Genomic DNA, 19873 nt, shown 5'->3' with positions numbered 1-19873 from the left:
CCTGAAAAAGCAGACAGGCTGATGCCTGTCTGCGTATTTATCATTTATGGCGCTTGATTGTAGTCGATGTCATCGCAGTGGTCTGGACAGGCTCTGCGGAAGGAGCCATTGCCAGGGCACGCTTGGCTTCGATGAAGGTCTTGCTCCAGTAGGCGTCATCGAGGCTGTCGATGCGCACACCACCGCTGCGGCGGCTGCTGGAATGGATGAACTGATCGTCACCCAGATAAATCGCTGCATGGCTTACACGACCACGGCCACGGGTGCTGAAAAACAGCAGATCGCCTGGCTTGAGGTCATTGCGCGCAACCAGAGGTGCATCGACGTTGATCATTTCGCGAGTCGAGCGTGGCAGGCTCATGCCGGCCTCTTCACGAAACAGATAACCGATGAAGCCGCTGCAATCGAACCCTGAAGTAGTCGAGGAACCGCCGAAACGATAGCGAGTACCGATCAGCGACTTGCCACGCTCCAGAATGCTGTCGGCCAGAACCGGCAACTGGTAAGGCTTGTTATCGGCAAAACCGGCCAGCTCTTCTTCGCTGGCCAGTTCCTGCTGCAATACGGCGGCGTCGGCACGACGGGCTGCAGACTGCGAATTGTTGGAACTCTGATACTGCGGTTGCTGCTCTTGAACCGGTAAATTGGCAGAGCAACCAAACAAAAAAGTAACGAGTGCGAGTGGCACGAGGGGTGCGAAGCGAACTACTTGCATGGGCACGACCGTGGCTGGACTTCTAAGAAGGCGAGACTATGCCCGCTATCCATACGATTTGCAAATTCAATCGAGTCAGATGTGACTTATCAGTTTTTCCATGACATGTGCCGCTCGGCACTGCAGAAAAACGTCCATCTGCGCACTGTGATCGGTCGGCGCCGGATTGATTTCTGCGGTAAAGCCCCCGGAAACACGGGTGCGCAGCACAGGTTCGTGGATATAGGGGAAGCTGGCGGTGGTGCCGATACTCAACACCGCATCGAAGCCTTTAGCCATCTCTTCATAGAGTGTTTCTAAAGCTTTCTCCGGCAGCATCTCCTGAAATAGCACGACGGACGGTCGCATAACGCCACTACAGATCCGGCACAACGGCGGCAACGGACGCTGCAGATGTTCACTCAAGTGCAGGTCTTGTGCAGCGCATGACTGGCAAAACAGCGGAGCCATCTGCCCGTGAATTTCGATCAGACGTTCCGGTGGACTGCCCGCCGCACGATGATAGCCATCGACGTTCTGGGTCAGGACCCAACACTCGGGCTTGATTCTCTGCAATTGAGCGATGGCGTAATGCGCAGCGTTGGGCTGACCGCCGAGACAGGCCTTGCCCAGTTCGGCGATGTACTTCCAGCAGAGTTCAGGATCGCGCCGCAGCATCGGCCCCGACAGGGCCACTTCGATCGGCAGGCCATCATCGGTCTTGCCGTTGTACAGCCCGCCGACGCCACGATAGGTCGGCAGCCCCGAATCGGCGGAAAGCCCGGCACCGGTAATCACCAGGATTCGCTGAGCATGGCGCAAGGCTGCCGCCGTCTGCATCAGCAAGGCCTGATCTACCAACCGAGGGTTTCCTTGAGGAAGGGAATGGTCAGCTTGCGCTTTTCCTGGAGAGAGGCCTGATCCAGACGCTCAAGCAACTCGAACAGGGCGCTCATGCTGCGCGTGCCGCGCGTCAGGATGAAATGCCCGACTTCATCGGTCAGGTGCAGGCCGCGCCGTGAAGCGCGCAGTTGCAGGGCACGCAGCTTGTCTTCATCGGACAACGGACGCATCTGGAAAACCAGGGCCATGGTCAGCCGGGACTTGAGATCAGGCAGCTTGACCGGCAACTCACGCGGCGACTTGGAGGCCGCGATCAGCAGGCGACGTCCGCTGTCACGCAGACGGTTGAACAGGTGAAACAGGGCTTCTTCCCACTCCGGCTTGCCGACAACCGCTTGCAGGTCGTCCAGGCAAACCAGTTCGTACTGCTCAAGGTGATCGAACAGCTCAACCCCTTCATCAATCACTTCAGCCAGCGGCAGATAGACAGAAGGCTCGCCCATCTGCTCGAAACGCAGGCACGCCGCCTGCAGCAAATGCGTGCGACCTACGCCATCCTTGCCCCACAGATAGATCAGGCTTTCCGTCCACCCCGCGTCGGCCTCGCACAGTCGCTCGACATAGCCGAGTGCCGCAGCGTTGGCGCCGGGATAGTAATTGATGAAAGTGGCGTCATCGCGCAGACGAACACTCAGGGGCAACTGAATCGGTTTCATGCTGGCTGACACGGTTCAGGCGAACCGTTAAGGGCCTCTGGTAAAGTGCGCAAAGTTTATACCCGTGGCGGCGACGGCACAATGCGCCATACCCCAAGCAAAATCAAAGACTTGCGCTTTGGCAGCGCAAATCTCTGGATTGTCCGGTGGGCGAGCGACAGATTCGGACCTGTATCAACCTTCTATAGATCAGGGTCTTCCATGCCGCTGTAGATTTCAGAGCCTTTATATAGCTCATGGATATGGCGCACCAGCACCATGATCACCGCGGCGACCGGCAGCGCCAGCAGAATTCCGGTAAAGCCGAACAACTCGCCACCCGCAAGGATCGCAAAGATCACCGCCACCGGATGCAGACCGATCCGGTCGCCCACCAGCAATGGCGTGAGCACCATGCCTTCGAGCATCTGACCGATCATGAACACCGCGACGATCCCCAGCATCGGATACAACTCGCCGCCGAACTGGAACAGGCCGGCAACCAGCGCCGCGCCAATGCCGATCACAAACCCCATATAAGGCACGATGGCCGCCAGCCCGGCAATCACGCCGATCAACAGCCCAAGCTCCAGGCCGACCAGCATCAGGCCGGCCGCGTAGATCACGCCCAGGCCGACCATCACCAGCAACTGGCCACGAATGAACGCACCCAGTACTTCATGACATTCACCGGCAAGCTTCACGACCTGCTCTTCGCGATGGCGCGGCAGCAGATTGCGGGTCTTGCCCATCATCAGGTCCCAATCGCGCAGCAGGTAGAAGCACACCACCGGGATCAGCACCAGATTGGTCAGCCAGCCGATCAGCGCCAGGCTTGAAGCGGTAGCTTGCGACAGCACCACACTGACGATATCGCCCGCCTGCCCCATGTGTTCGGAAAGCGCGGTCTTGAGCTTGTCGAACTTCCAGAAACCTTCAGACAGACCGAACTTGGCCTGCACCCACGGCAGCGCCGTGTGTTGCAGCCAGTCGAGAATCTGCGGCGCCAGCTCGTACAGACGAAACAACTGCTTGGCCAGCATCGGCACCAGCACCAGCAGCAGCGCCATCAGCACCAGGGTGAACAGCCCGAAGACCGCCACCACGCCCAGGGTTCTCGACATGCCGAGCCTTTCCAGGCGATCCACCAGCGGATCGCCCATGTAGGCCAGCAACAGCGCGACCAGGAACGGCATCAGAATCGGATGCAGCAGAAAGATGAACGCAGCCAGCAGGGCAATCCCGCCAAACAACAACCAACGCCTTGTATCAGTCATCAATGACCCCAACCCCAAATGAAAACGTAATCCGGCACCCTTGCCGGACTACCAGCGGAAATACAGTTGCGGCGCGGACACCGGCACAGTCAATGGCGTAGCGGCAGGTGCCGGGGTCGCAGCGGCATCGACCGGCGCGGCCGGCGGCGGTACAGCGGCGGCCGCCTCGCTGGCTGGCACTTCCTGCAATTTGGCCAGGGACAATTGCGAGCGTAGCTGATCGGCGCTGCTCATGACCTCAAAAGTCACCCGGTCAGCCTCGACCGACTGGAGCCGACCACCCAGGGGTTCGAGCAGATTCAGCAGTTGCGCATAACGCTCCAGAGTCATGCCCTGCACTTGCACCACCAGACCGCTGGCCGCGCCCGGCTTGGCGACGAAGCGTGGCGCCAGTCGCTGGCTGACTGCCAATAGAACCGCATCGGCCAGCGCCTCGGAGTTGGCGCCGGTAGCCGTGCCCTGTTCGCGCTGATCGCCCAGCCACAGCCGCCACTTGCCTTGCCACTGCCCGGCTTCTTCACGGGCATGCACGGCCAGGATCGCGTCGGCGCCATAGCGCTCGGAAGCTTCCTTCAATGGCGTGGCATCGGTGCCTTCAAGGTTTTTCGCGGTGCCAACACCCTGCTCGCTCAAGTCAGCCAGCGGCAGGCGCAATGGCAGGCCGCGATGCTGGGCGGCACGCCGCAGGGGTTCGGCAGAGGCCTGGCCATCGCCGACCAGATTGGAGCCTTCAGTGGAATCGAGCAGCCACCAGCCCAGAATCGACGGACGATTGCTGCCCCAGATCGCCAGACCGGCCTGACGCAGGGAACGCTCGGTGGTGCCCGGATCGAAATCCACCAGCAGCGTCTCCGGCGGGCCGGCTTCATAGCCGTACTGGCTGATGATCTGTTGCGGGTCCTTGCGCAGGCCGGCCAGTGCCGAACCTTGCGCGGCCTTGGCATCGCCGGTCAGGCGCACGACCAGTGTTTCAAGAGCAGCTTGAGTGGCGCGGGTACGCTCCTCGGGCGACTGGCCGCTGACCGGCTCGCGGACCTGATACAAATTGCTGACGGTCTCGGCAAGGCCGGGCAGGCTGAACAGGGACAGGCAGCCGACGAAAAGGAATCTAGAAAAACGCATGGACAGTTCCCGAACGGAAAAAACGGTATTGAAAACCGTGTAAAGGTGTTCAACATGCCTGAGACAGCAGGTCCTTGCCAATCATTCACATTAAATTACCCAGACTGCGTGAAAACTACTGCGCTCGATCATGCTGCGTTGAAAGCAGGCTCAGAATGCTCATTTACAACACGTAAAGTCGAGCGCGACTCCGACCGTTCCTCGCCTGCTTTCGCCTGCCTGACCTTCGCTCGCTACGCTTTCACACAATCTGAAAGCTTGTTTATATGGGCGACCCGGATTTTATTTTTGCCTGATAGCGCCCTGCCCGTCGGCCCAAGGATGGCTCATGCGCAGCAAGCCTGATAAAATCGCGCGCCTTCGCAGACTGGCGATGGTGGTGGCCGAAACGGCACTGCGCGAAAGCGCTGCCTTGAACTGGCCCCGCCGCAGCGGTCGATACCCCCGAATCCCCCCTAAAGGCCTGGATTTTTATGAGCAAGCAACCCTCCCTGAGCTACAAAGACGCCGGTGTAGACATCGACGCCGGTGAAGCATTGGTCGAACGCATCAAGAGCGTCGCCAAGCGCACCAAGCGTCCGGAAGTCATGGGCGGCCTGGGAGGTTTCGGCGCCCTTTGCGAAATCCCGGCCGGCTACAAGCAACCGGTTCTGGTTTCCGGCACCGACGGCGTCGGCACCAAGCTGCGCCTGGCCCTGAACCTGAACAAGCACGACAGCATCGGCATCGACCTGGTCGCCATGTGCGTCAACGATCTGGTGGTCTGTGGCGCAGAGCCGCTGTTCTTCCTCGACTACTACGCCACCGGCAAGCTCAACGTCGACACCGCCGCCCAGGTCGTGACCGGCATCGGTGCCGGCTGCGAGCTGGCAGGCTGCTCGCTGGTAGGTGGTGAAACCGCCGAAATGCCGGGCATGTACGAAGGCGAAGACTACGACCTGGCCGGTTTCTGCGTCGGCGTGGTGGAAAAGGCCGAAATCATTGACGGCTCGAAAGTCGCTGCCGGTGATGCACTGCTTGCCCTGCCGTCTTCCGGCCCGCACTCCAATGGCTACTCACTGATCCGCAAGATCATCGAAGTTGCCGGTGCCGATATCGAAAGCATCCAGCTCGACGGCCAGCCACTGACCGACCTGCTGATGGCGCCAACCCGCATCTACGTCAAGCCGCTGCTCAAGCTCATCAAGGAAACCGGCGCGGTCAAGGCCATGGCCCACATCACCGGTGGCGGCCTGCTGGACAACATCCCGCGTGTACTGCCAAAAGGCGCGCAGGCAGTGGTCGACGTCGCCAGCTGGCAGCGTCCTGCGGTTTTCGACTGGCTGCAACAGCAAGGCAACGTGGAAGAAAACGAAATGCACCGCGTGCTGAACTGCGGCGTCGGCATGGTGATCTGTGTTGCCCAGAAGCACGTTGAAACGGCCCTGAACGTACTGCGCGAAGCTGGCGAGCAACCTTGGGTCATCGGCCAGATCGCCACCGCCGCCGAAGGCGCAGCACAAGTCGAGCTGAAGAACCTCAAGGCCCATTGATGTCTGCCACCTGTGATGTCGTGGTGCTGCTTTCCGGCACCGGTGGCAACCTGCAAGCCATGATCGACAGCTTCAAGGACGGGGCCAGCCCCGTCCGGATCCGGGCCGTCATTTCCAACCGGGACGATGCGTTCGGTCTGCAACGCGCCAGGGACGCAGGTATCGAAGCCTGCGTCCTGGATCACAAGGCCTACGAAGGCCGCGAGGCCTTCGACAGCGCCCTGATGCAACTGATCGACACCTTCCAGCCACAGCTGGTGGTACTGGCCGGATTCATGCGCATCCTGACTGCGGACTTCGTGCGCCACTATCAGGGTCGCCTGCTCAATATCCACCCTTCCCTGCTGCCTCGTTACAAAGGTTTACATACCCATCAACGGGCTCTGGAAGCCGGGGATAGCGAGCACGGCTGCAGTGTGCATTTCGTCACCGAGGAACTCGATGGCGGACCACTGGTCGTACAGGCTGTGATTTCGGTAGAGTTGCAAGACTCGCCAGCCACACTTGCGCAACGAGTCCACGTACAGGAACACCGTATCTACCCGTTGGCCATACGCTGGTTCGCCGAAGGCCGGTTGCGTCTTGGCGATAAAGGTTCACTACTGGATGGCAAGCTACTTCCGCCTACCGGTCACTTGATTCAAGACTAGGAGACACCATGCGTCGTGCACTGCTCTTCGCTTTCGCTCTGTTCGCACTGCCTGCGGCACATGCAGCAGATCTTCAACCCTTCTCCGCAAGCTACACCGCCGACTGGAAGCAGCTTCCCATGAGCGGTACGGCCGAACGCAGTCTCGAGGCAGGCGCCAACGGCACCTGGACCCTCAACTTCAAGGCATCGATGATGATCGCCAGCCTGACCGAAGTCAGCACGCTGAAGATCGACAAGGACGTGCTGCTGCCACAGACCTACAACTTCGAGCGCAGCGGCCTGGGCAAGTCCAAGAAGGTTGATCTGGCCTTCGACTGGAACACCAAGTTCGTGACCGGCAGCGACCGTGGCGACGCGATCAAGCTGCCGCTCAACCGTGGCGTTCTCGACAAGTCCACCTATCAACTGGCGCTGCAACATGACGTGGCTGCCGGCAAGAAGAGCATGAGCTATCAGGTCGTCGATGGTGACGAAGTGGATACTTATGACTTCCGCGTGCTGGGTTCGGAAAAAGTCGCCACCAAGGCTGGCCAGGTCGATGCGATCAAGGTCGAGCGCGTACGTGATCCGACGCAAAGCAAGCGCACCACCGTCCTGTGGTTCGCCAAGGACTGGGACTACCTGCTGGTCCGCCTGCAACAGGTTGAAACCGACGGCAAGGAATACAACATCATGCTGTTGGACGGCACCGTCAACGGCAAGGCAGTGAAAGGCAGCTAAGCCTTTTGTGGGAGGCAGCTTGCTGGCGACTTTAACGGACAGACGCAGAATATCTGTCGGTTCTCAGGTCTTTTCGCCAGCAAGCTGCCTCCAACAAACCTTGTTTGGCTTCCCTCCACAGGAGCCAATTCCTTCGCGAACCCCTTCATGAAGAATCCTTCATCTACCCCGCGAAAAACCTGAAAGCCCCGCCATTCAAAGCCTCCAGCCACGCAAAAAGTTCAATGGGCCTGTCGCGCAAAAACTGCCTGTTTACTTAGCAAGCGAACCGATTCTATAAAAGAGTCCTGCGACACATCGCCGCAGTTTTTTAGAGTCAGGAGTTTATCAATATGACCGTAAAAGTTACTGAGCGCGACGAAGCCCACCTTTCCCATGAAGCTGTTGCCGACGGCATTCAGATCTGGGACGTCTACCAACAGGACCAGTTGGTCGGGATGTTTCACGTAGAGTCGGACGCCTATAGCTACAAGGCGGAACTGGAAGAGCAGGAAAGCCAGCGCACTCATTAAGAATCCGCAACAAAACAAAACCCGCCTTGAGCGGGTTTTGTTTTGTTTGATGAAGCCTTACCACATCAGGTCGTCAGGCACCTGATAGGCCGCATACGGATCATCGGCATCCGGCGCTTCGGTCGGGGTGTTGAGCAATACGATACGGCGCGGATCACGCTCCTGGATCTTCAGGGCTGCTTCACGCGGGATGATCTCGTAACCGCCGCCATGATGCACGATGGCCAGCGAACCACTGCTCAGCTTGTTACGCACCAGGGCGTTGACCGAGATGCGCTTGACCTTCTTGTCATCGACGAAGTTGTAGTAGTCCTCGGTGGTCAGCTTGGGCAGGCGCGAGACTTCGATCAGTTGCTTGATCTGCGCGGTGCGGGCCTTGGCCTCGACCTTCTCCTGCTGCTGACGATTGAGCTCCTGATCGCGCTTGGCCTTTTCGGCCATGGCGTCCTGGGCCGCACGTTTTTGCGAGTCGTCGATCTGGATCTGGCCCTTGTGCGCCAGACGCTGTTCTTTCTGCTTGTCTTTGCCGACCTGCTTGGCCTGCTTTTGGTTGACCAGACCTGCCTTGAGCAACTGGTCGCGAAGGGAAAGGCTCATTGTCTACTCGCTTATGCAGATACCACACGCTCAGCCACAGCTGGGCGCGTTCTTTTCCTGACGTTTGGCTTCGCCCCACAGAGCGTCCATTTCTTCGAGAGTGCAATCTTCGATGGGACGCCCGGTCTGGCGCAATGCCTGTTCAATAAATCGGAAGCGCCGGTCGAACTTGCCATTGGCCGAGCGTAGCGCAGTTTCCGGGTCAACTTTAAGATGCCGTGCCAGATTGACGACCACGAACAGCAAATCGCCGATTTCCTCGGCCATGCCTTCGGCATCGTTTTCGGCCATGGCTTCGAGCACTTCATCCAGCTCTTCACGAACCTTGTCGACCACCGGCAAGGCCGCGGGCCAGTCGAAACCGACCTGCGCGGCGCGCTTTTGCAGCTTGCTCGCCCGTGACAAGGCAGGCAGCGCCGTGGGCACATCGTCGAGCAAGGAAAGCTGCTCGGGCGCTCCAGACTTCTCGGCGCGCTCCTGAGCCTTGATCTCCTCCCAGCGCCGGTTGACCTGCTCGTCGCTCAGGCGCGGCGTCTCCAGCGGCGCATACAGCTCGCCGGTCGGGAACACATGGGGATGACGACGCAACAGTTTGCGGACGATACCGTCCACAACCCCGTCGAACTCGAAACGGCCCTCTTCCTTCGCCAACTGGGCGTAGAAGACCACCTGAAACAGCAAGTCACCCAACTCGCCGGGAAGATGCTCGAAATCGCCATGCTCGATGGCATCCGCCACTTCGTAGGCCTCTTCCAGCGTATGCGGCACGATACTGGCGTAAGTCTGCTGCAGATCCCACGGACACCCGTACTGCGGATCACGCAGCCGGGCCATGAGATTGAGCAGATCGTTGATTGAATACATGGGTGATCCAGTCTGGAGCCTTCGCGGCTAAATCCGCTCCTGCGGCAGGAGCGAATTCATTCGCGAAGACATTATCAGGGCGTTCTGTTGCGCCGCGTCTCGATGATGTTCGGCAACTGGGCAATTCTTCCCAGCAGCCGCCCCAGCGCATCCAGACCCGGAATCTCGATGGTCAGCGACATCAACGCGGTGTTGTCTTCCTTGTTCGAGCGGGTGTTGACCGCCAGAACGTTGATCCGCTCGTTGAGCAGGACCTGGGTGACATCACGCAGCAGACCGGAGCGGTCGTAGGCGCGGATGATGATGTCCACCGGATAGGTGAGTACCGGCACCGGCCCCCAGCTGACCTGGATGATCCGCTCGGGTTCGCGGCCGCCCAGTTGCAGCACCGAGGCGCAATCCTGACGGTGAATGCTCACGCCGCGGCCCTGGGTGATATAACCGACAATCGCATCGCCAGGCAGCGGCTGGCAGCAGCCAGCCATTTGCGTCATCAGGTTGCCGACGCCCTGGATCTGGATATCGCCGCGCTTGCCCGGCTTGTAACCGGTGGCCTTGCGGGGAATCAGTTCGACATCGTTGATACGCTCCGGCTCGACCTGCTGCTGGGCCAGATTGACCAGTTGCGCCAGACGCAGGTCGCCCGCGCCAAGCGCCGCGAACATGTCTTCGGCGGTCTTGTGGTTGGCCTTTTCCGCGAGTTTTTCAAAATCGACCAGCGACAAGGCCAGACGGGCCAGCTCGCGCTCGAACAAGGTTTTGCCCGCCGCAACGTTCTGGTCCCGGGCCTGCAACTTGAACCAGTGGACAATCTTGGCCCGCGCCCTGGAAGTGGTGATGTAGCCCAGGTTCGAGTTCAGCCAGTCGCGGCTTGGGGTGCCGTGCTTGCTGGTGATGATCTCGACCTGCTCACCGGTCTGCAGGCTGTAGTTGAGCGGCACGATCCGGCCATTGATCTTCGCGCCACGGCAGTTGTGGCCGATTTCGGTGTGTACCCGATAAGCGAAGTCCAGTGGCGTCGAGCCCTTGGGCAAGTCGATAGCGTGACCGTCCGGGGTAAAGACGTAGACACGATCCGGCTCGATATCGACCCGCAGCTGCTCCGCCAGACCACCGATGTCGCCCAGCTCTTCATGCCACTCGAGCACCTGACGCAGCCAGGAGATTTTCTCTTCGTAGTGATTGGAGCCGGATTTGACGTCGGTGCCCTTGTAGCGCCAGTGTGCGCAAACACCCAGCTCGGCTTCCTCGTGCATCGAATGGGTGCGGATCTGCACTTCCAGTACCTTGCCTTCCGGCCCGATAACGGCAGTGTGCAGCGAGCGATAACCGTTTTCCTTGGGGTTGGCGATGTAGTCGTCGAACTCCTTGGGAATGTGCCGCCACAAGGTATGCACGATCCCCAGCGCGGTATAGCAGTCGCGCATTTCCGGAACCAGCACCCGCACCGCACGCACGTCGTAGATCTGGCTGAACGCCAGACCCTTGCGCTGCATTTTGCGCCAGATGGAGTAGATGTGCTTGGCACGGCCGCTGATATCGGCCTTGACGCCGGTAGCCAGCAGCTCGTTTTCCAGTTGCGACATAACATCGCTGATGAAGCGCTCGCGATCCAGGCGCCGCTCGTGCAACAGCTTGGCGATCTGTTTGTATTGGTCAGGCTCCAGGTAGCGGAAAGACAGGTCTTCCAGCTCCCACTTGATATGACCGATACCCAGGCGATGCGCCAGCGGGGCATAGATATCGAAGACTTCGCGGGCCACACGGTTGCGCTTTTCGTCGTCGGCATTCTTGACCGCACGAATCGCGCAGGTACGTTCGGCCAGCTTGATCAGCGCCACGCGCACGTCATCGACCATCGCCACCAGCATCTTGCGCAGGTTTTCCACCTGCGCCTGACTGCCCAACACCAGAGACTGGCGCGGGCTGAGGCTGGCACTGATCGCCGCCATGCGCAGCACGCCATCGATCAGCTTGGCGACCGTCGGCCCAAAGTGCAGTTCGACATCCTGCAAGGGAATCACGCCTTCGCGCACGCCCCGGTAAATGACCGCTGCAATCAGCGAGTCCTGATCGAGCTTGAGGTCAGCCAGGATTTCCGCGATTTCCAGACCGGTCTGGAAACTGGAAGTACCGTCTGCCCAGTGATTCTTTAAAGCCTTGTCCTTCTGCTCGGCTTGCCGGGCAAATTCGCAGGCCGCTTTCATGGCCTCCCGGTCAAGGACCAGATCGACGCTGACAATATGGTCGAGCCATGCGTCGAGGTTGATACTGCCGTCTGTGTTTATCGGCTGGTGCGCTCTCACCTGTACCATGCTGCTTACCTTCCCTAAGGCGCGATGAATAGCGCCATCAGTCGCCAGCCTTCTAAGCGAATGCCACTTGCCGGGCAAGCAAGGACCGGCATTCGCGGGCCAGTCGGATTAAACGAGATTCCCTGTCAGCAGCTGACTCGATCCAATGAACCGCTGCTCACTTACTCGCTTCAAATAAAGCCATCGCCTCGACATGGGCCGTCTGGGGAAACATATCGAGAATTCCGGCACGTTTTAATCGGTAGCCCTGATTGACCAATTCGACCGTATCGCGAGCCAAAGTTGCCGGGTTGCATGAAACATAAACCAACCGTTTGGCGCCTGACTTTCCAATCTGGCGCACCACTTCCAAAGCTCCGTCGCGCGGTGGGTCCAAGAGTACCGCAGAAAATCCATCAGCGGCCCAGTTTGCTTGCGTCAGCGGCTGGGAAAGATCCGCCTGAAAAAACTCTACATTGTGCAGATCATTACTCATTGCATTGGCAGAGGCACGCTCGACCATGGTCGCAACCCCTTCGACCGCAACCACTTGCTTGGCGATCCCTGCCAGCGGCAAGGCAAAGTTGCCCAGGCCACAGAACAGGTCCATCACCCGCTCGTCATTCTGCGGAGCCAGCCACTGCAAGGCCTGCTCGATCATCGCGGTATTCACCGCCGCGTTGACCTGGATGAAATCTCCCGGCCGCCAGGCCAGTTGCAGGTTCCAGGGTTCCAGATCATAGCCCAGGCTGCGGGTCGGATCTGCCGGTTGCGGCTCGCCTTCACCGTGCAGCCAGAGTTGCGCCTCGTGCCTGTCACAGAACGCCTGCAAGGCAATCAGATCGGCATCGGCCAGAGGCGCGACATGCCGCAGCAACACGGCAATCGACGAACCGCTGAACAACTCAACGTGACCCAGCGTCTGCGGTTTACTGAAGCTTTTCAATAGCTCGGGCAACTGCGTCATGATCGGTTGCAAGGCCTGTACCAGCACCGGGCAATGCTTGATGTTGACGATGTCCTGGCTGGCTGCCGCACGGAAGCCCACCGCCAGTTGCCGGGCCTTTGAATCCCAGCGCACGGCAACGCGCGCGCGCCTGCGGTAGGCCAGTTCGGAACCGAAAAGCGGAACTGCCCATTCCTGCGGCTCGACATTGGCGACCCGCTGCAACTGCTCGGCGAGCATGCGCTGTTTCAGGGCAAGCTGTTCGTCGTGGGGCACATGCTGGACACTGCAGCCGCCACAACGGCCAAAATGCTCGCAGGCGGGCGAACGGCGCATGGCACTGGCCTGCAACACTCGCTCGGTACGCGCCTCGACAATCTTGCCGTGGGCATTGAGCACCCGCGCCTCGACCTCTTCACCGGCCAGGCTGCCGGCCACGAACCAGGTCTTGCCGTCGAGAAAAGCGATGCCGCGTCCGTCGCTGGACAGGCGTTCGATCGTCAGCCGCTGTTTCTTGCCTGCAGGGATCTGCGCGGCCTTGACGCCTCCAGCGGGTTGGAAGCGTAGCCCTCTTGGTTGCTTGGCCATCAGTTGGGCGCGTCGTAGACGCCGGTCGACAGATAACGGTCGCCCCGGTCACAGATGATAGCGACCATGACCGCATTTTCGACTTCACGGGACAGACGCAGCATGCCGGCAACCGCGCCACCGGAAGAGACACCACAGAAGATGCCTTCTTCACGGGCCAGTCGACGCATGGTGTCTTCGGCCTCAAGCTGAGCCATGTCGATGATCCGATCAATACGATCGGCCTGATAGATACGCGGCAGGTATTCATGCGGCCAGCGGCGGATCCCGGGAATCGCCGCGCCTTCCATCGGTTGCAGACCGACGATCTGCACGTCCGGGTTCTGCTCCTTGAGGTAGCGCGAGGTGCCCATGATGGTCCCCGTGGTGCCCATGGAACTGACGAAATGGGTAATGGTGCCGCCGGTCTGCTGCCAGATTTCCGGACCGGTGCTGGTGTAATGCGCTTCGGGATTGTCACCGTTGGCGAATTGATCGAGCACCTTGCCACGGCCTTCGGCCTGCATGCGTTCAGCCAGGTCTCGGGCGCCTTCCATGCCCTCCTCCTTGCTGACCAGAATCAGCTCTGCGCCATAGGCGGTCATCGCCGCCTTGCGCTCGGCACTGGAGTTGTCCGGCATGATCAGGATCATCCGGTAACCCTTGATCGCCGCAGCCATGGCCAGGGCGATACCGGTATTGCCGGACGTCGCTTCGATCAGTGTGTCACCCGCCTGGATCTGGCCGCGCAATTCGGCGCGGGTAATCATCGACAGCGCCGGGCGGTCTTTTACCGAGCCAGCCGGGTTGTTACCTTCGAGCTTGAGCAGGAGGGTATTGCTGGTATTGCCCGCGATGCGTTGCAGGCGCACAAGCGGGGTGTTGCCGACGCAATCGGCAATGGTTTGATACTGCAAGGTCATGGCGTATTCGCGATCCAGACTGCGGGGGTGACTATCATAACGGCAAACGCCCAAACCCCATATCACGCAAAGTGCGCTCCTTATCACCAAAAGGAATAAGGCGGATTTTTACTCTTGTTTGCCCAAGCCTTGACCTCCCGCAACTTCAGAAACATATGGGCATGTAATATGCCCCTATATAGAAGTAAATGACTAAACTGCTGCCTTGAACCGATCGGGCAGCAACGCTTGATATCGACGGACTGAATCTGAGTGGCTGGAGAAATGCTGTGCTGACCAAACTGGGTATAAAAGGCCGTGTCGTGCTGCTGACCATTTTGCCGGCCAGCCTGATCGCGCTGATGATGGGCAGTTACTTCACCCTGATGCAGTTGCACGAATTGCAGGGGCAACTGCTGCAACGCGGTGAAATGATCGCTCAGGAGCTGGCGCCGCTGTCCGCTCCCGCACTGGGACGCCAGGACAGGACACTGCTGAGCCGCATCGCCTCGCAGACCCTTGAGCAGGCCGACGTGCGCTCGGTGTCCTTTCTCGATCCCGAACGCAATACCCTGGCCCATGCCGGTCCCAGCATGATTGCCCCGTCGCCGATCGGGAACAGCACCCAGTTGCTCAACAGCACGGCCAACGATGCGACCCGCTATCTGCTGCCCGTATTTGGCCATCAACGCCACCTGACCAGCGAAATCATTCCCGCTGAAGCCGACCGCCTGCTGGGCTGGGTCGAACTGGAGATTTCCCACAACGGCACCCTGCTGCGCGGCTATCGCAGTCTGTTCGTCAGCACGCTGCTGATCGCCTTCGGCCTGGCGCTCACCGCCATTCTGGCCGTGCGCATGAGCCGCACCATCAATGCGCCGCTGAGCCAGATCAAGCAGGCCGTGTCGCAACTCAAGGATGGCAACCTCGAAGCCCGCGTGCCGCCGCTGGGCAGCGTCGAGCTGGACATGCTCGCGTCGGGCATCAATCGCATGGCCGCGAGCCTGCAGAACGCCCAGGAAGAATTGCAGCACAGCGTCGATCAGGCCACCGAAGACGTCAGGCAAAACCTGGAAACCATCGAGATCCAGAACATCGAGCTGGATCTGGCCCGCAAGGAAGCACTGGAAGCCAGCCGGATCAAATCCGAATTCCTGGCCAACATGAGCCATGAAATCCGCACGCCGCTCAATGGCATCCTGGGCTTTACCCACTTGCTGCAAAAAAGCGAGCTGACCCCGCGCCAGCGCGATTACATGAGCACCATCGAGAAATCGGCCGACAGCCTGCTGAGCATCATCAACGAGATTCTCGACTTTTCCAAAATCGAAGCGGGCAAGCTGGTTCTGGAGAATGTACCGTTCAACCTGCGCGACCTGTTGCAGGACACCATGACCATCCTGGCGCCTGCGGCCCATGCCAAGCAGCTTGAACTGGTCAGCCTGGTGTACCGCGACACGCCCTTGTCCCTGTCCGGCGACCCGCTGCGCCTCAAGCAGATTCTGACCAACCTGGTCAGCAACGCGATCAAGTTCACCCGCGAAGGCACCATCGTCGCCCGGGCCATGCTCGAAGACGAAACGGATGAACACGCGCAATTGCGCATCAGCGTACAGGACACCGGCATCGGCCTGTCCAGCCAGGATGTGCGCGCCCTGTTCCAGGCGTTCAGTCAGGCAGACAACTCATTGTCCCGGCAACCGGGCGGCACCGGCCTTGGGCTGGTGATTTCCAAGCGCCTTATCGAACAGATGGGCGGCGAGATTGGCGTGGACAGCACGCCGGGAATCGGCTCGGAATTCTGGATTACCCTGAACCTGCCCAAGGCCCGGGATGAAGTCGATGAACTGACGCACAAACCGCTGGCCGGGGTTCGGGCGGCAGTGCTTGAACAGCATGAACTGGCCCGCCAGGCACTGGAGCATCAACTGGAAGACTGCGGGCTTGAAACGCTGATCTTCAATAATCTGGAAAACCTGCTCAACGGCGTCACGGCCGCACACCAGACCCCGACCGCGATCGATCTGGCGGTGCTGGGCGTCACAGCCCACGAGATTCCGCCAGAGCGGCTGCGCCAGCACATATGGGATCTGGAGAATCTTGGCTGCAAGGTATTGGTGTTGTGCCCGACCACCGAACAGTCGCTGTTCCAGTTGTCGGTACCGGATGTCTACAACCAGTTGCAGGCCAAGCCCGCCTGCACCCGCAAGCTGCACAAAGCCCTGTCGGAGCTGATTGCCCCGAAAGTGGTGCGCACCGACGTCGTTCAGCCCTTGTCCAGCCGGCCACCGAAAGTGCTGTGCGTGGACGACAACCCCGCCAACCTGTTGCTGGTCCAGACCCTGCTCGAAGACATGGGCTCACTGGTGGTCGCGGTCGACAGCGGTTATGCGGCGCTGCATTGCGTGCAGACCGAAACCTTCGATCTGGTGCTGATGGACGTACAGATGCCCGGCATGGACGGACGTCAGGCCACCGAAGCGATTCGCCTCTGGGAGCTGGAACGCCAGTGCACCGCGCTGCCTATCGTCGCCCTGACCGCCCACGCCATGGCCAATGAAAAACGCTCGCTGCTGCAAAGCGGCATGGACGATTACCTGACCAAGCCGATCAGCGAGCGGCAACTGGCGCAAGTGGTGCTCAAATGGACAGGGCTGGCACTGCGCCCGCCGCTGCCGGAGCGCCCGTCGGATATCCAGCAGGGCAGTGCCGGCCCGCTGGTGCTCGATCACGAGGAAGGCCTGCGCCTGGCAGCCGGCAAACCCGATCTGGCGACCGACATGCTGGCCATGCTCCTCGCGTCGCTGGATGCCGACCGCGAAGCCATCCGTCTGGCCCGCGCCGCTGAAGACATTCAGGGGCTTATCGAGCGCGTCCATCGGCTGCATGGTGCCACTCGCTATTGCGGCGTTCCACAGTTGCGCGCCGCCTGTCAGCGGGCCGAAACCCTGCTCAAGCAGGACGCCCCTCAGGCGGGCGATGCACTGGATGATCTGGACAAGGCGATTACCCGGCTCGCCGTAGAGGCACGTGTGACGGCGTGAGGCTGTAATTTTTTCGCGGATCAATCCGCTCCCACAGGCTGTATTGATCCTGTGGGATTCATCCGCGAAAAGTCCGCTTCAAAAATCCCCCAAGGAAGAATCACAACCATGCGCACCCTGATTTTCAGCAGTCAGACCTATGACAAGGAAAGCTTCCTGGCTGCCAAGGCCCCAAGCGGTCTGGAGCTGCATTTCCAGCCAGCCCGGCTGACCCTTGAAACCGCCACGCTGGCCAATAACTATCCGGTGGTCTGCGCCTTCATCAATGATGACCTCAGCGCACCGGTGCTGGAGCGTCTGGCCGCAGGCGGTACAAGGCTGATCGCCCTGCGCTCTGCGGGTTACAACCATGTCGACCTGCCAGCTGCCGAGCGCCTGGGCATGACCGTGGTGCGGGTTCCGGCCTATTCGCCGCATGCCGTGGCCGAACACGCCGTAGCCTTGATCCTGGCCCTCAACCGGCACCTGAATCGTGCCTATAACCGCACCCGCGAAGGCGATTTCAGCCTGCATGGCCTGACCGGCTTCGATCTGGTCGGCAAGACGGTCGGCGTGGTCGGTACCGGGCAGATCGGCGCAACCTTCGCCAAAATCATGTCCGGTTTCGGTTGCAAGCTGCTGGCCTACGATCCGTACCCAAATCCGCAAGTCCTGGCACTCGGCGCCGAATACCTGAGCCTGCCGGCCCTGCTGGAACAGGCACAGATCATCAGCCTGCATTGCCCGCTCACCGAACAGACCCGCCACATGATCAACGAGCAATCCCTGGCGACCCTGCAACCGGGCGCCATGCTGATCAACACCGGGCGCGGCGCACTGGTGGAAACACCGGCGCTGATCGACGCGCTCAAGAGCGGGCGACTGGGCTATCTGGGGCTGGATGTCTACGAAGAAGAAGCGCAGCTGTTCTTCGCCGACCGCTCGGACCTGCCTTTGCAGGACGATGTGCTGGCGCGCCTGCTGACCTTCCCCAACGTCATCATCACCGCGCATCAGGCCTTTCTGACCCAGGAAGCGCTGGGGGCGATTGCCCGGACAACTCTGGACAACATTGCCGCCTGGAATGCCGGCACTGCGCAAAACCGGGTTGAAGTTCAGGCGTGATAAGATGCGCGGAATTTGGAGGACCCATGGTCGAACACGATTTCCGCTACAGCATGCTCAACCCGCAACACACTCTCATCGAGTGCCGTACGCTGGGCCCTGGCCGCTATCAAGTCACCGGTAACGGTGGCTCGATCCATAACGATGACCAATTGCTGGTCACCATCAAGGGCAGCAAAAGCCTTTACATGCGTCTGGCCGTCGAGAAAGTCCGGCACCTGATCAACCCGCCCGGCCAATGGGTCGCAGTGGCCAATGGCCCGGCATTTGATGAATTGTCGATCCACCAGTGGAAAGTCAATTGCGACAGCTGCTCTGCCGAGCTGGACTTCGAGTTCATGGTCGAGAGCAAACTGGGCACCAAGGCGCAGAAGCCCGCTGCCGTTGCGCGCATTGCCGAGCTGGGCTGGAAGACCGAAGGTGAAAAACACACATGCAGAAAATGTCAGGAGAAAGCCGCATGAAACACCTGGCTTTACTGAGCCTGATCGGCAGTGCCTTGCTGGTCGGCTGTGCGAGCGAGCCAAAACCCATCGAACAGGATCAGAGCTACGTGCTGGAGTGGATCGGCGAACGTCCGCTGATCGACAGCAGCCGCCTGACCATGACTCTCGGCGCCGATGGCCGCGCCTACGGCAACGCAGGCTGCAACCACTGGTTCGCGCCCTACACGCTGAGCGGCCAGACCATCAGCTTCGGCCCTATCGGCAATACCCGAAAGATATGCGTACCGCCGCTGATGGAACAGGAACAGCGTTTCCTCAAGGAACTGGGCAAGGTGCAGCGCTGGGATATTTCACCCATCGAGCAATTGCGCCTGTGGCCTGCGGAAGGCAAGCCGCTGCGGTTCTGGCCCGAGGATTGAGTCGGGGCTTTCGCGAATGAACTCGTTCCTACGGTAGCGAGTTCATTCGTGAAGAATCAAACGCCACTCACCCTTCCCCGCGCAGCACCTTGATCTTGTCGGCCACGCCCTGTGCGGTCTGCTCGCCCAGCAACTGTTCACGCATCTTGCCTTTGTCATCGATGATGTAGGTCACCGGAAGCGCTTCGGAAGGCGGCAGGTTGTAGCGTTCGGCAGGATCCTGTGCCAGTACGGTGAATTTGATCCCCAGGGCATTGGAGGCATTTTTCAGATCGTCGCCCTGCAGGTTGTCGAAATTGACCCCCAGCACACTGACCTTCTTGTCCTTGAGCTGCTCGGACAAGTGATTGAATTCGGGAATCTCGGTACGGCACGGGCCACACCACTCAGCCCAATAGTTAATCACCAGCCAGTGATTGTCGATCCGCTCGCTGGCAACCTTCTGGCCGTTCTGGTCAGTGCCCAGATCCGCGCCACAGCCGCTCAACAGCAAACTGCCGACAAACATCGCTACCGCTGCCAATCGCCTCGCCATCTGTCCTTCCTTCCTCGTCTTTCTCTATGAACGGTTGACTGGATATGCGCCTGATCATGTCGACCTGCGCCATCGCACAGGTAGAATACGCGCCACTCTAGGCAAGAT

20 protein-coding genes are annotated in these 19873 nt (G+C 59.9%); 9 read left to right on the top strand and 11 right to left on the bottom strand.

Translation table 11 applies throughout. The features are described from left to right. Nucleotides 1-40: 40 nt before the first annotated feature. The 5 genes from ALQ04_RS10435 to ALQ04_RS10415 all read right to left on the bottom strand — a co-directional run bounded on the left by ALQ04_RS10435 (nucleotide 41) and on the right by ALQ04_RS10415 (nucleotide 4631). Complete coding sequence (locus ALQ04_RS10435) at nucleotides 41-715, bottom strand: C40 family peptidase (RefSeq protein ID WP_122315679.1); 675 nt, start codon at nucleotides 713-715, stop codon at nucleotides 41-43. Nucleotides 716-790: 75 nt separating this feature from the next. Continuing rightward, the gene (locus ALQ04_RS10430; protein WP_183142151.1) at nucleotides 791-1555 is read right to left on the bottom strand and encodes an NAD-dependent deacylase; all 765 of its coding nucleotides are present in this window, start codon (nucleotides 1553-1555) and stop codon (nucleotides 791-793) included. Continuing rightward, nucleotides 1549-2253, bottom strand: coding sequence for a DnaA regulatory inactivator Hda (hda, locus tag ALQ04_RS10425; RefSeq protein ID WP_122315678.1), 705 nt, complete (start codon nucleotides 2251-2253; stop codon nucleotides 1549-1551). Before hda ends, ALQ04_RS10430 begins: the two co-directional genes overlap by 7 nt. A 182-nt stretch (nucleotides 2254-2435) precedes the next feature. Next, complete coding sequence (locus ALQ04_RS10420) at nucleotides 2436-3509, bottom strand: AI-2E family transporter (RefSeq protein ID WP_122315677.1); 1074 nt, start codon at nucleotides 3507-3509, stop codon at nucleotides 2436-2438. Nucleotides 3510-3557: 48 nt separating this feature from the next. After that, complete coding sequence (locus tag ALQ04_RS10415) at nucleotides 3558-4631, bottom strand: DUF2066 domain-containing protein (protein ID WP_122315676.1); 1074 nt, start codon at nucleotides 4629-4631, stop codon at nucleotides 3558-3560. 54 nt (nucleotides 4632-4685) lie between these two features. Between ALQ04_RS10415 and ALQ04_RS26715 the strand changes: the two genes are divergently transcribed. The 5 genes from ALQ04_RS26715 to ALQ04_RS10395 all read left to right on the top strand — a co-directional run bounded on the left by ALQ04_RS26715 (nucleotide 4686) and on the right by ALQ04_RS10395 (nucleotide 8047). Next, nucleotides 4686-4976 (top strand): hypothetical protein, encoded by a 291-nt coding sequence (locus tag ALQ04_RS26715; RefSeq protein WP_147466580.1) that lies wholly within the window; start codon nucleotides 4686-4688, stop codon nucleotides 4974-4976. A gap of 128 nt (nucleotides 4977-5104) precedes the next feature. Continuing rightward, a complete protein-coding gene (gene purM, locus ALQ04_RS10410) occupies nucleotides 5105-6163 on the top strand; it encodes a phosphoribosylformylglycinamidine cyclo-ligase (RefSeq protein ID WP_122315675.1) in 1059 nt (352 codons plus the stop codon). Beyond that, entirely contained in the window at nucleotides 6163-6813 is a 651-nt protein-coding gene (gene purN, locus ALQ04_RS10405) for a phosphoribosylglycinamide formyltransferase (RefSeq protein ID WP_122315674.1), read from the top strand. The genes purM and purN overlap by 1 nt, the downstream gene beginning before the upstream one ends. Nucleotides 6814-6821: 8 nt before the next feature. Beyond that, on the top strand, nucleotides 6822-7535 hold the full coding sequence (locus tag ALQ04_RS10400; protein WP_122315673.1) for a DUF3108 domain-containing protein: 714 nt from the start codon (nucleotides 6822-6824) through the stop codon (nucleotides 7533-7535). Nucleotides 7536-7867: 332 nt separating this feature from the next. After that, nucleotides 7868-8047 (top strand): hypothetical protein, encoded by a 180-nt coding sequence (locus ALQ04_RS10395; RefSeq protein WP_122315672.1) that lies wholly within the window; start codon nucleotides 7868-7870, stop codon nucleotides 8045-8047. Between the two features lie 57 nt (nucleotides 8048-8104). Here ALQ04_RS10395 and ALQ04_RS10390 read toward each other — a convergent pair whose 3' ends face one another. The 5 genes from ALQ04_RS10390 to cysM all read right to left on the bottom strand — a co-directional run bounded on the left by ALQ04_RS10390 (nucleotide 8105) and on the right by cysM (nucleotide 14238). Further along, entirely contained in the window at nucleotides 8105-8644 is a 540-nt protein-coding gene (locus ALQ04_RS10390) for a DUF2058 domain-containing protein (protein ID WP_122315671.1), read from the bottom strand. Nucleotides 8645-8674: 30 nt separating this feature from the next. Beyond that, complete coding sequence (gene mazG / locus ALQ04_RS10385; protein ID WP_122315670.1) at nucleotides 8675-9508, bottom strand: nucleoside triphosphate pyrophosphohydrolase; 834 nt, start codon at nucleotides 9506-9508, stop codon at nucleotides 8675-8677. A 74-nt stretch (nucleotides 9509-9582) separates the two neighbouring features. Further along, nucleotides 9583-11823: a GTP diphosphokinase gene (gene relA, locus ALQ04_RS10380; protein WP_122315669.1), complete on the bottom strand. Its 2241-nt coding sequence runs from the start codon at nucleotides 11821-11823 to the stop codon at nucleotides 9583-9585. 157 nt (nucleotides 11824-11980) lie between these two features. Beyond that, nucleotides 11981-13336, bottom strand: coding sequence for a 23S rRNA (uracil(1939)-C(5))-methyltransferase RlmD (gene rlmD, locus ALQ04_RS10375; RefSeq protein WP_122315668.1), 1356 nt, complete (start codon nucleotides 13334-13336; stop codon nucleotides 11981-11983). Then, on the bottom strand, nucleotides 13336-14238 hold the full coding sequence (cysM, locus tag ALQ04_RS10370; protein ID WP_122315667.1) for a cysteine synthase CysM: 903 nt from the start codon (nucleotides 14236-14238) through the stop codon (nucleotides 13336-13338). Before cysM ends, rlmD begins: the two co-directional genes overlap by 1 nt. 269 nt (nucleotides 14239-14507) lie before the next feature. Between cysM and ALQ04_RS10365 the strand changes: the two genes are divergently transcribed. From ALQ04_RS10365 to ALQ04_RS10350, 4 genes are all read left to right on the top strand, one after another. After that, nucleotides 14508-17261, top strand: coding sequence for a response regulator (locus tag ALQ04_RS10365; RefSeq protein ID WP_122315666.1), 2754 nt, complete (start codon nucleotides 14508-14510; stop codon nucleotides 17259-17261). Nucleotides 17262-17369: 108 nt separating this feature from the next. Continuing rightward, nucleotides 17370-18365: a 2-hydroxyacid dehydrogenase gene (locus tag ALQ04_RS10360; RefSeq protein ID WP_122315665.1), complete on the top strand. Its 996-nt coding sequence runs from the start codon at nucleotides 17370-17372 to the stop codon at nucleotides 18363-18365. A 26-nt stretch (nucleotides 18366-18391) separates the two neighbouring features. After that, nucleotides 18392-18829, top strand: a complete 438-nt coding sequence (locus ALQ04_RS10355; RefSeq protein ID WP_122315664.1) for a hypothetical protein — start codon at nucleotides 18392-18394, stop codon at nucleotides 18827-18829. After that, entirely contained in the window at nucleotides 18826-19230 is a 405-nt protein-coding gene (locus ALQ04_RS10350; protein ID WP_122315663.1) for an META domain-containing protein, read from the top strand. Before ALQ04_RS10355 ends, ALQ04_RS10350 begins: the two co-directional genes overlap by 4 nt. Before the next feature lie 67 nt (nucleotides 19231-19297). Here ALQ04_RS10350 and ALQ04_RS10345 read toward each other — a convergent pair whose 3' ends face one another. Next, nucleotides 19298-19765 carry a TlpA disulfide reductase family protein gene (locus ALQ04_RS10345; protein ID WP_122315662.1) on the bottom strand — a complete coding sequence of 156 codons (468 nt, stop codon included), beginning with the start codon at nucleotides 19763-19765 and terminating at the stop codon, nucleotides 19298-19300. Between the last annotated feature and the right edge of the window lie 108 nt (nucleotides 19766-19873).

This window comes from Pseudomonas cichorii (assembly GCF_003700275.1).
GTDB lineage: Bacteria > Pseudomonadota > Gammaproteobacteria > Pseudomonadales > Pseudomonadaceae > Aquipseudomonas > Aquipseudomonas cichorii_B.
The sequence above is the reverse complement of the archived record's forward strand: the minus strand, read 5'-3'. Positions and strand labels throughout refer to the sequence as shown.

Excerpts from the sequence above, each read along its gene's own strand:
- cysM (WP_122315667.1), bottom strand. The coding sequence starts at position 14,238 with ATGACCTTGCAGTATCAAACCATTGCCGATTGCGTCGGCAACACCCCG.
- ALQ04_RS10355 (WP_122315664.1), top strand. The coding sequence starts at position 18,392 with ATGGTCGAACACGATTTCCGCTACAGCATGCTCAACCCGCAACACACT.
- ALQ04_RS10420 (WP_122315677.1), bottom strand. The coding sequence starts at position 3,509 with ATGACTGATACAAGGCGTTGGTTGTTGTTTGGCGGGATTGCCCTGCTG.
- ALQ04_RS10415 (WP_122315676.1), bottom strand. The coding sequence starts at position 4,631 with ATGCGTTTTTCTAGATTCCTTTTCGTCGGCTGCCTGTCCCTGTTCAGC.
- ALQ04_RS10400 (WP_122315673.1), top strand. The coding sequence starts at position 6,822 with ATGCGTCGTGCACTGCTCTTCGCTTTCGCTCTGTTCGCACTGCCTGCG.
- rlmD (WP_122315668.1), bottom strand. The coding sequence starts at position 13,336 with ATGGCCAAGCAACCAAGAGGGCTACGCTTCCAACCCGCTGGAGGCGTC.
- ALQ04_RS10360 (WP_122315665.1), top strand. The coding sequence starts at position 17,370 with ATGCGCACCCTGATTTTCAGCAGTCAGACCTATGACAAGGAAAGCTTC.
- mazG (WP_122315670.1), bottom strand. The coding sequence starts at position 9,508 with ATGTATTCAATCAACGATCTGCTCAATCTCATGGCCCGGCTGCGTGAT.
- ALQ04_RS26715 (WP_147466580.1), top strand. The coding sequence starts at position 4,686 with ATGCCTGAGACAGCAGGTCCTTGCCAATCATTCACATTAAATTACCCA.
- ALQ04_RS10395 (WP_122315672.1), top strand. The coding sequence starts at position 7,868 with ATGACCGTAAAAGTTACTGAGCGCGACGAAGCCCACCTTTCCCATGAA.
- purN (WP_122315674.1), top strand. The coding sequence starts at position 6,163 with ATGTCTGCCACCTGTGATGTCGTGGTGCTGCTTTCCGGCACCGGTGGC.
- ALQ04_RS10435 (WP_122315679.1), bottom strand. The coding sequence starts at position 715 with ATGCAAGTAGTTCGCTTCGCACCCCTCGTGCCACTCGCACTCGTTACT.
- ALQ04_RS10345 (WP_122315662.1), bottom strand. The coding sequence starts at position 19,765 with ATGGCGAGGCGATTGGCAGCGGTAGCGATGTTTGTCGGCAGTTTGCTG.
- relA (WP_122315669.1), bottom strand. The coding sequence starts at position 11,823 with ATGGTACAGGTGAGAGCGCACCAGCCGATAAACACAGACGGCAGTATC.
- ALQ04_RS10350 (WP_122315663.1), top strand. The coding sequence starts at position 18,826 with ATGAAACACCTGGCTTTACTGAGCCTGATCGGCAGTGCCTTGCTGGTC.
- ALQ04_RS10390 (WP_122315671.1), bottom strand. The coding sequence starts at position 8,644 with ATGAGCCTTTCCCTTCGCGACCAGTTGCTCAAGGCAGGTCTGGTCAAC.
- purM (WP_122315675.1), top strand. The coding sequence starts at position 5,105 with ATGAGCAAGCAACCCTCCCTGAGCTACAAAGACGCCGGTGTAGACATC.
- hda (WP_122315678.1), bottom strand. The coding sequence starts at position 2,253 with ATGAAACCGATTCAGTTGCCCCTGAGTGTTCGTCTGCGCGATGACGCC.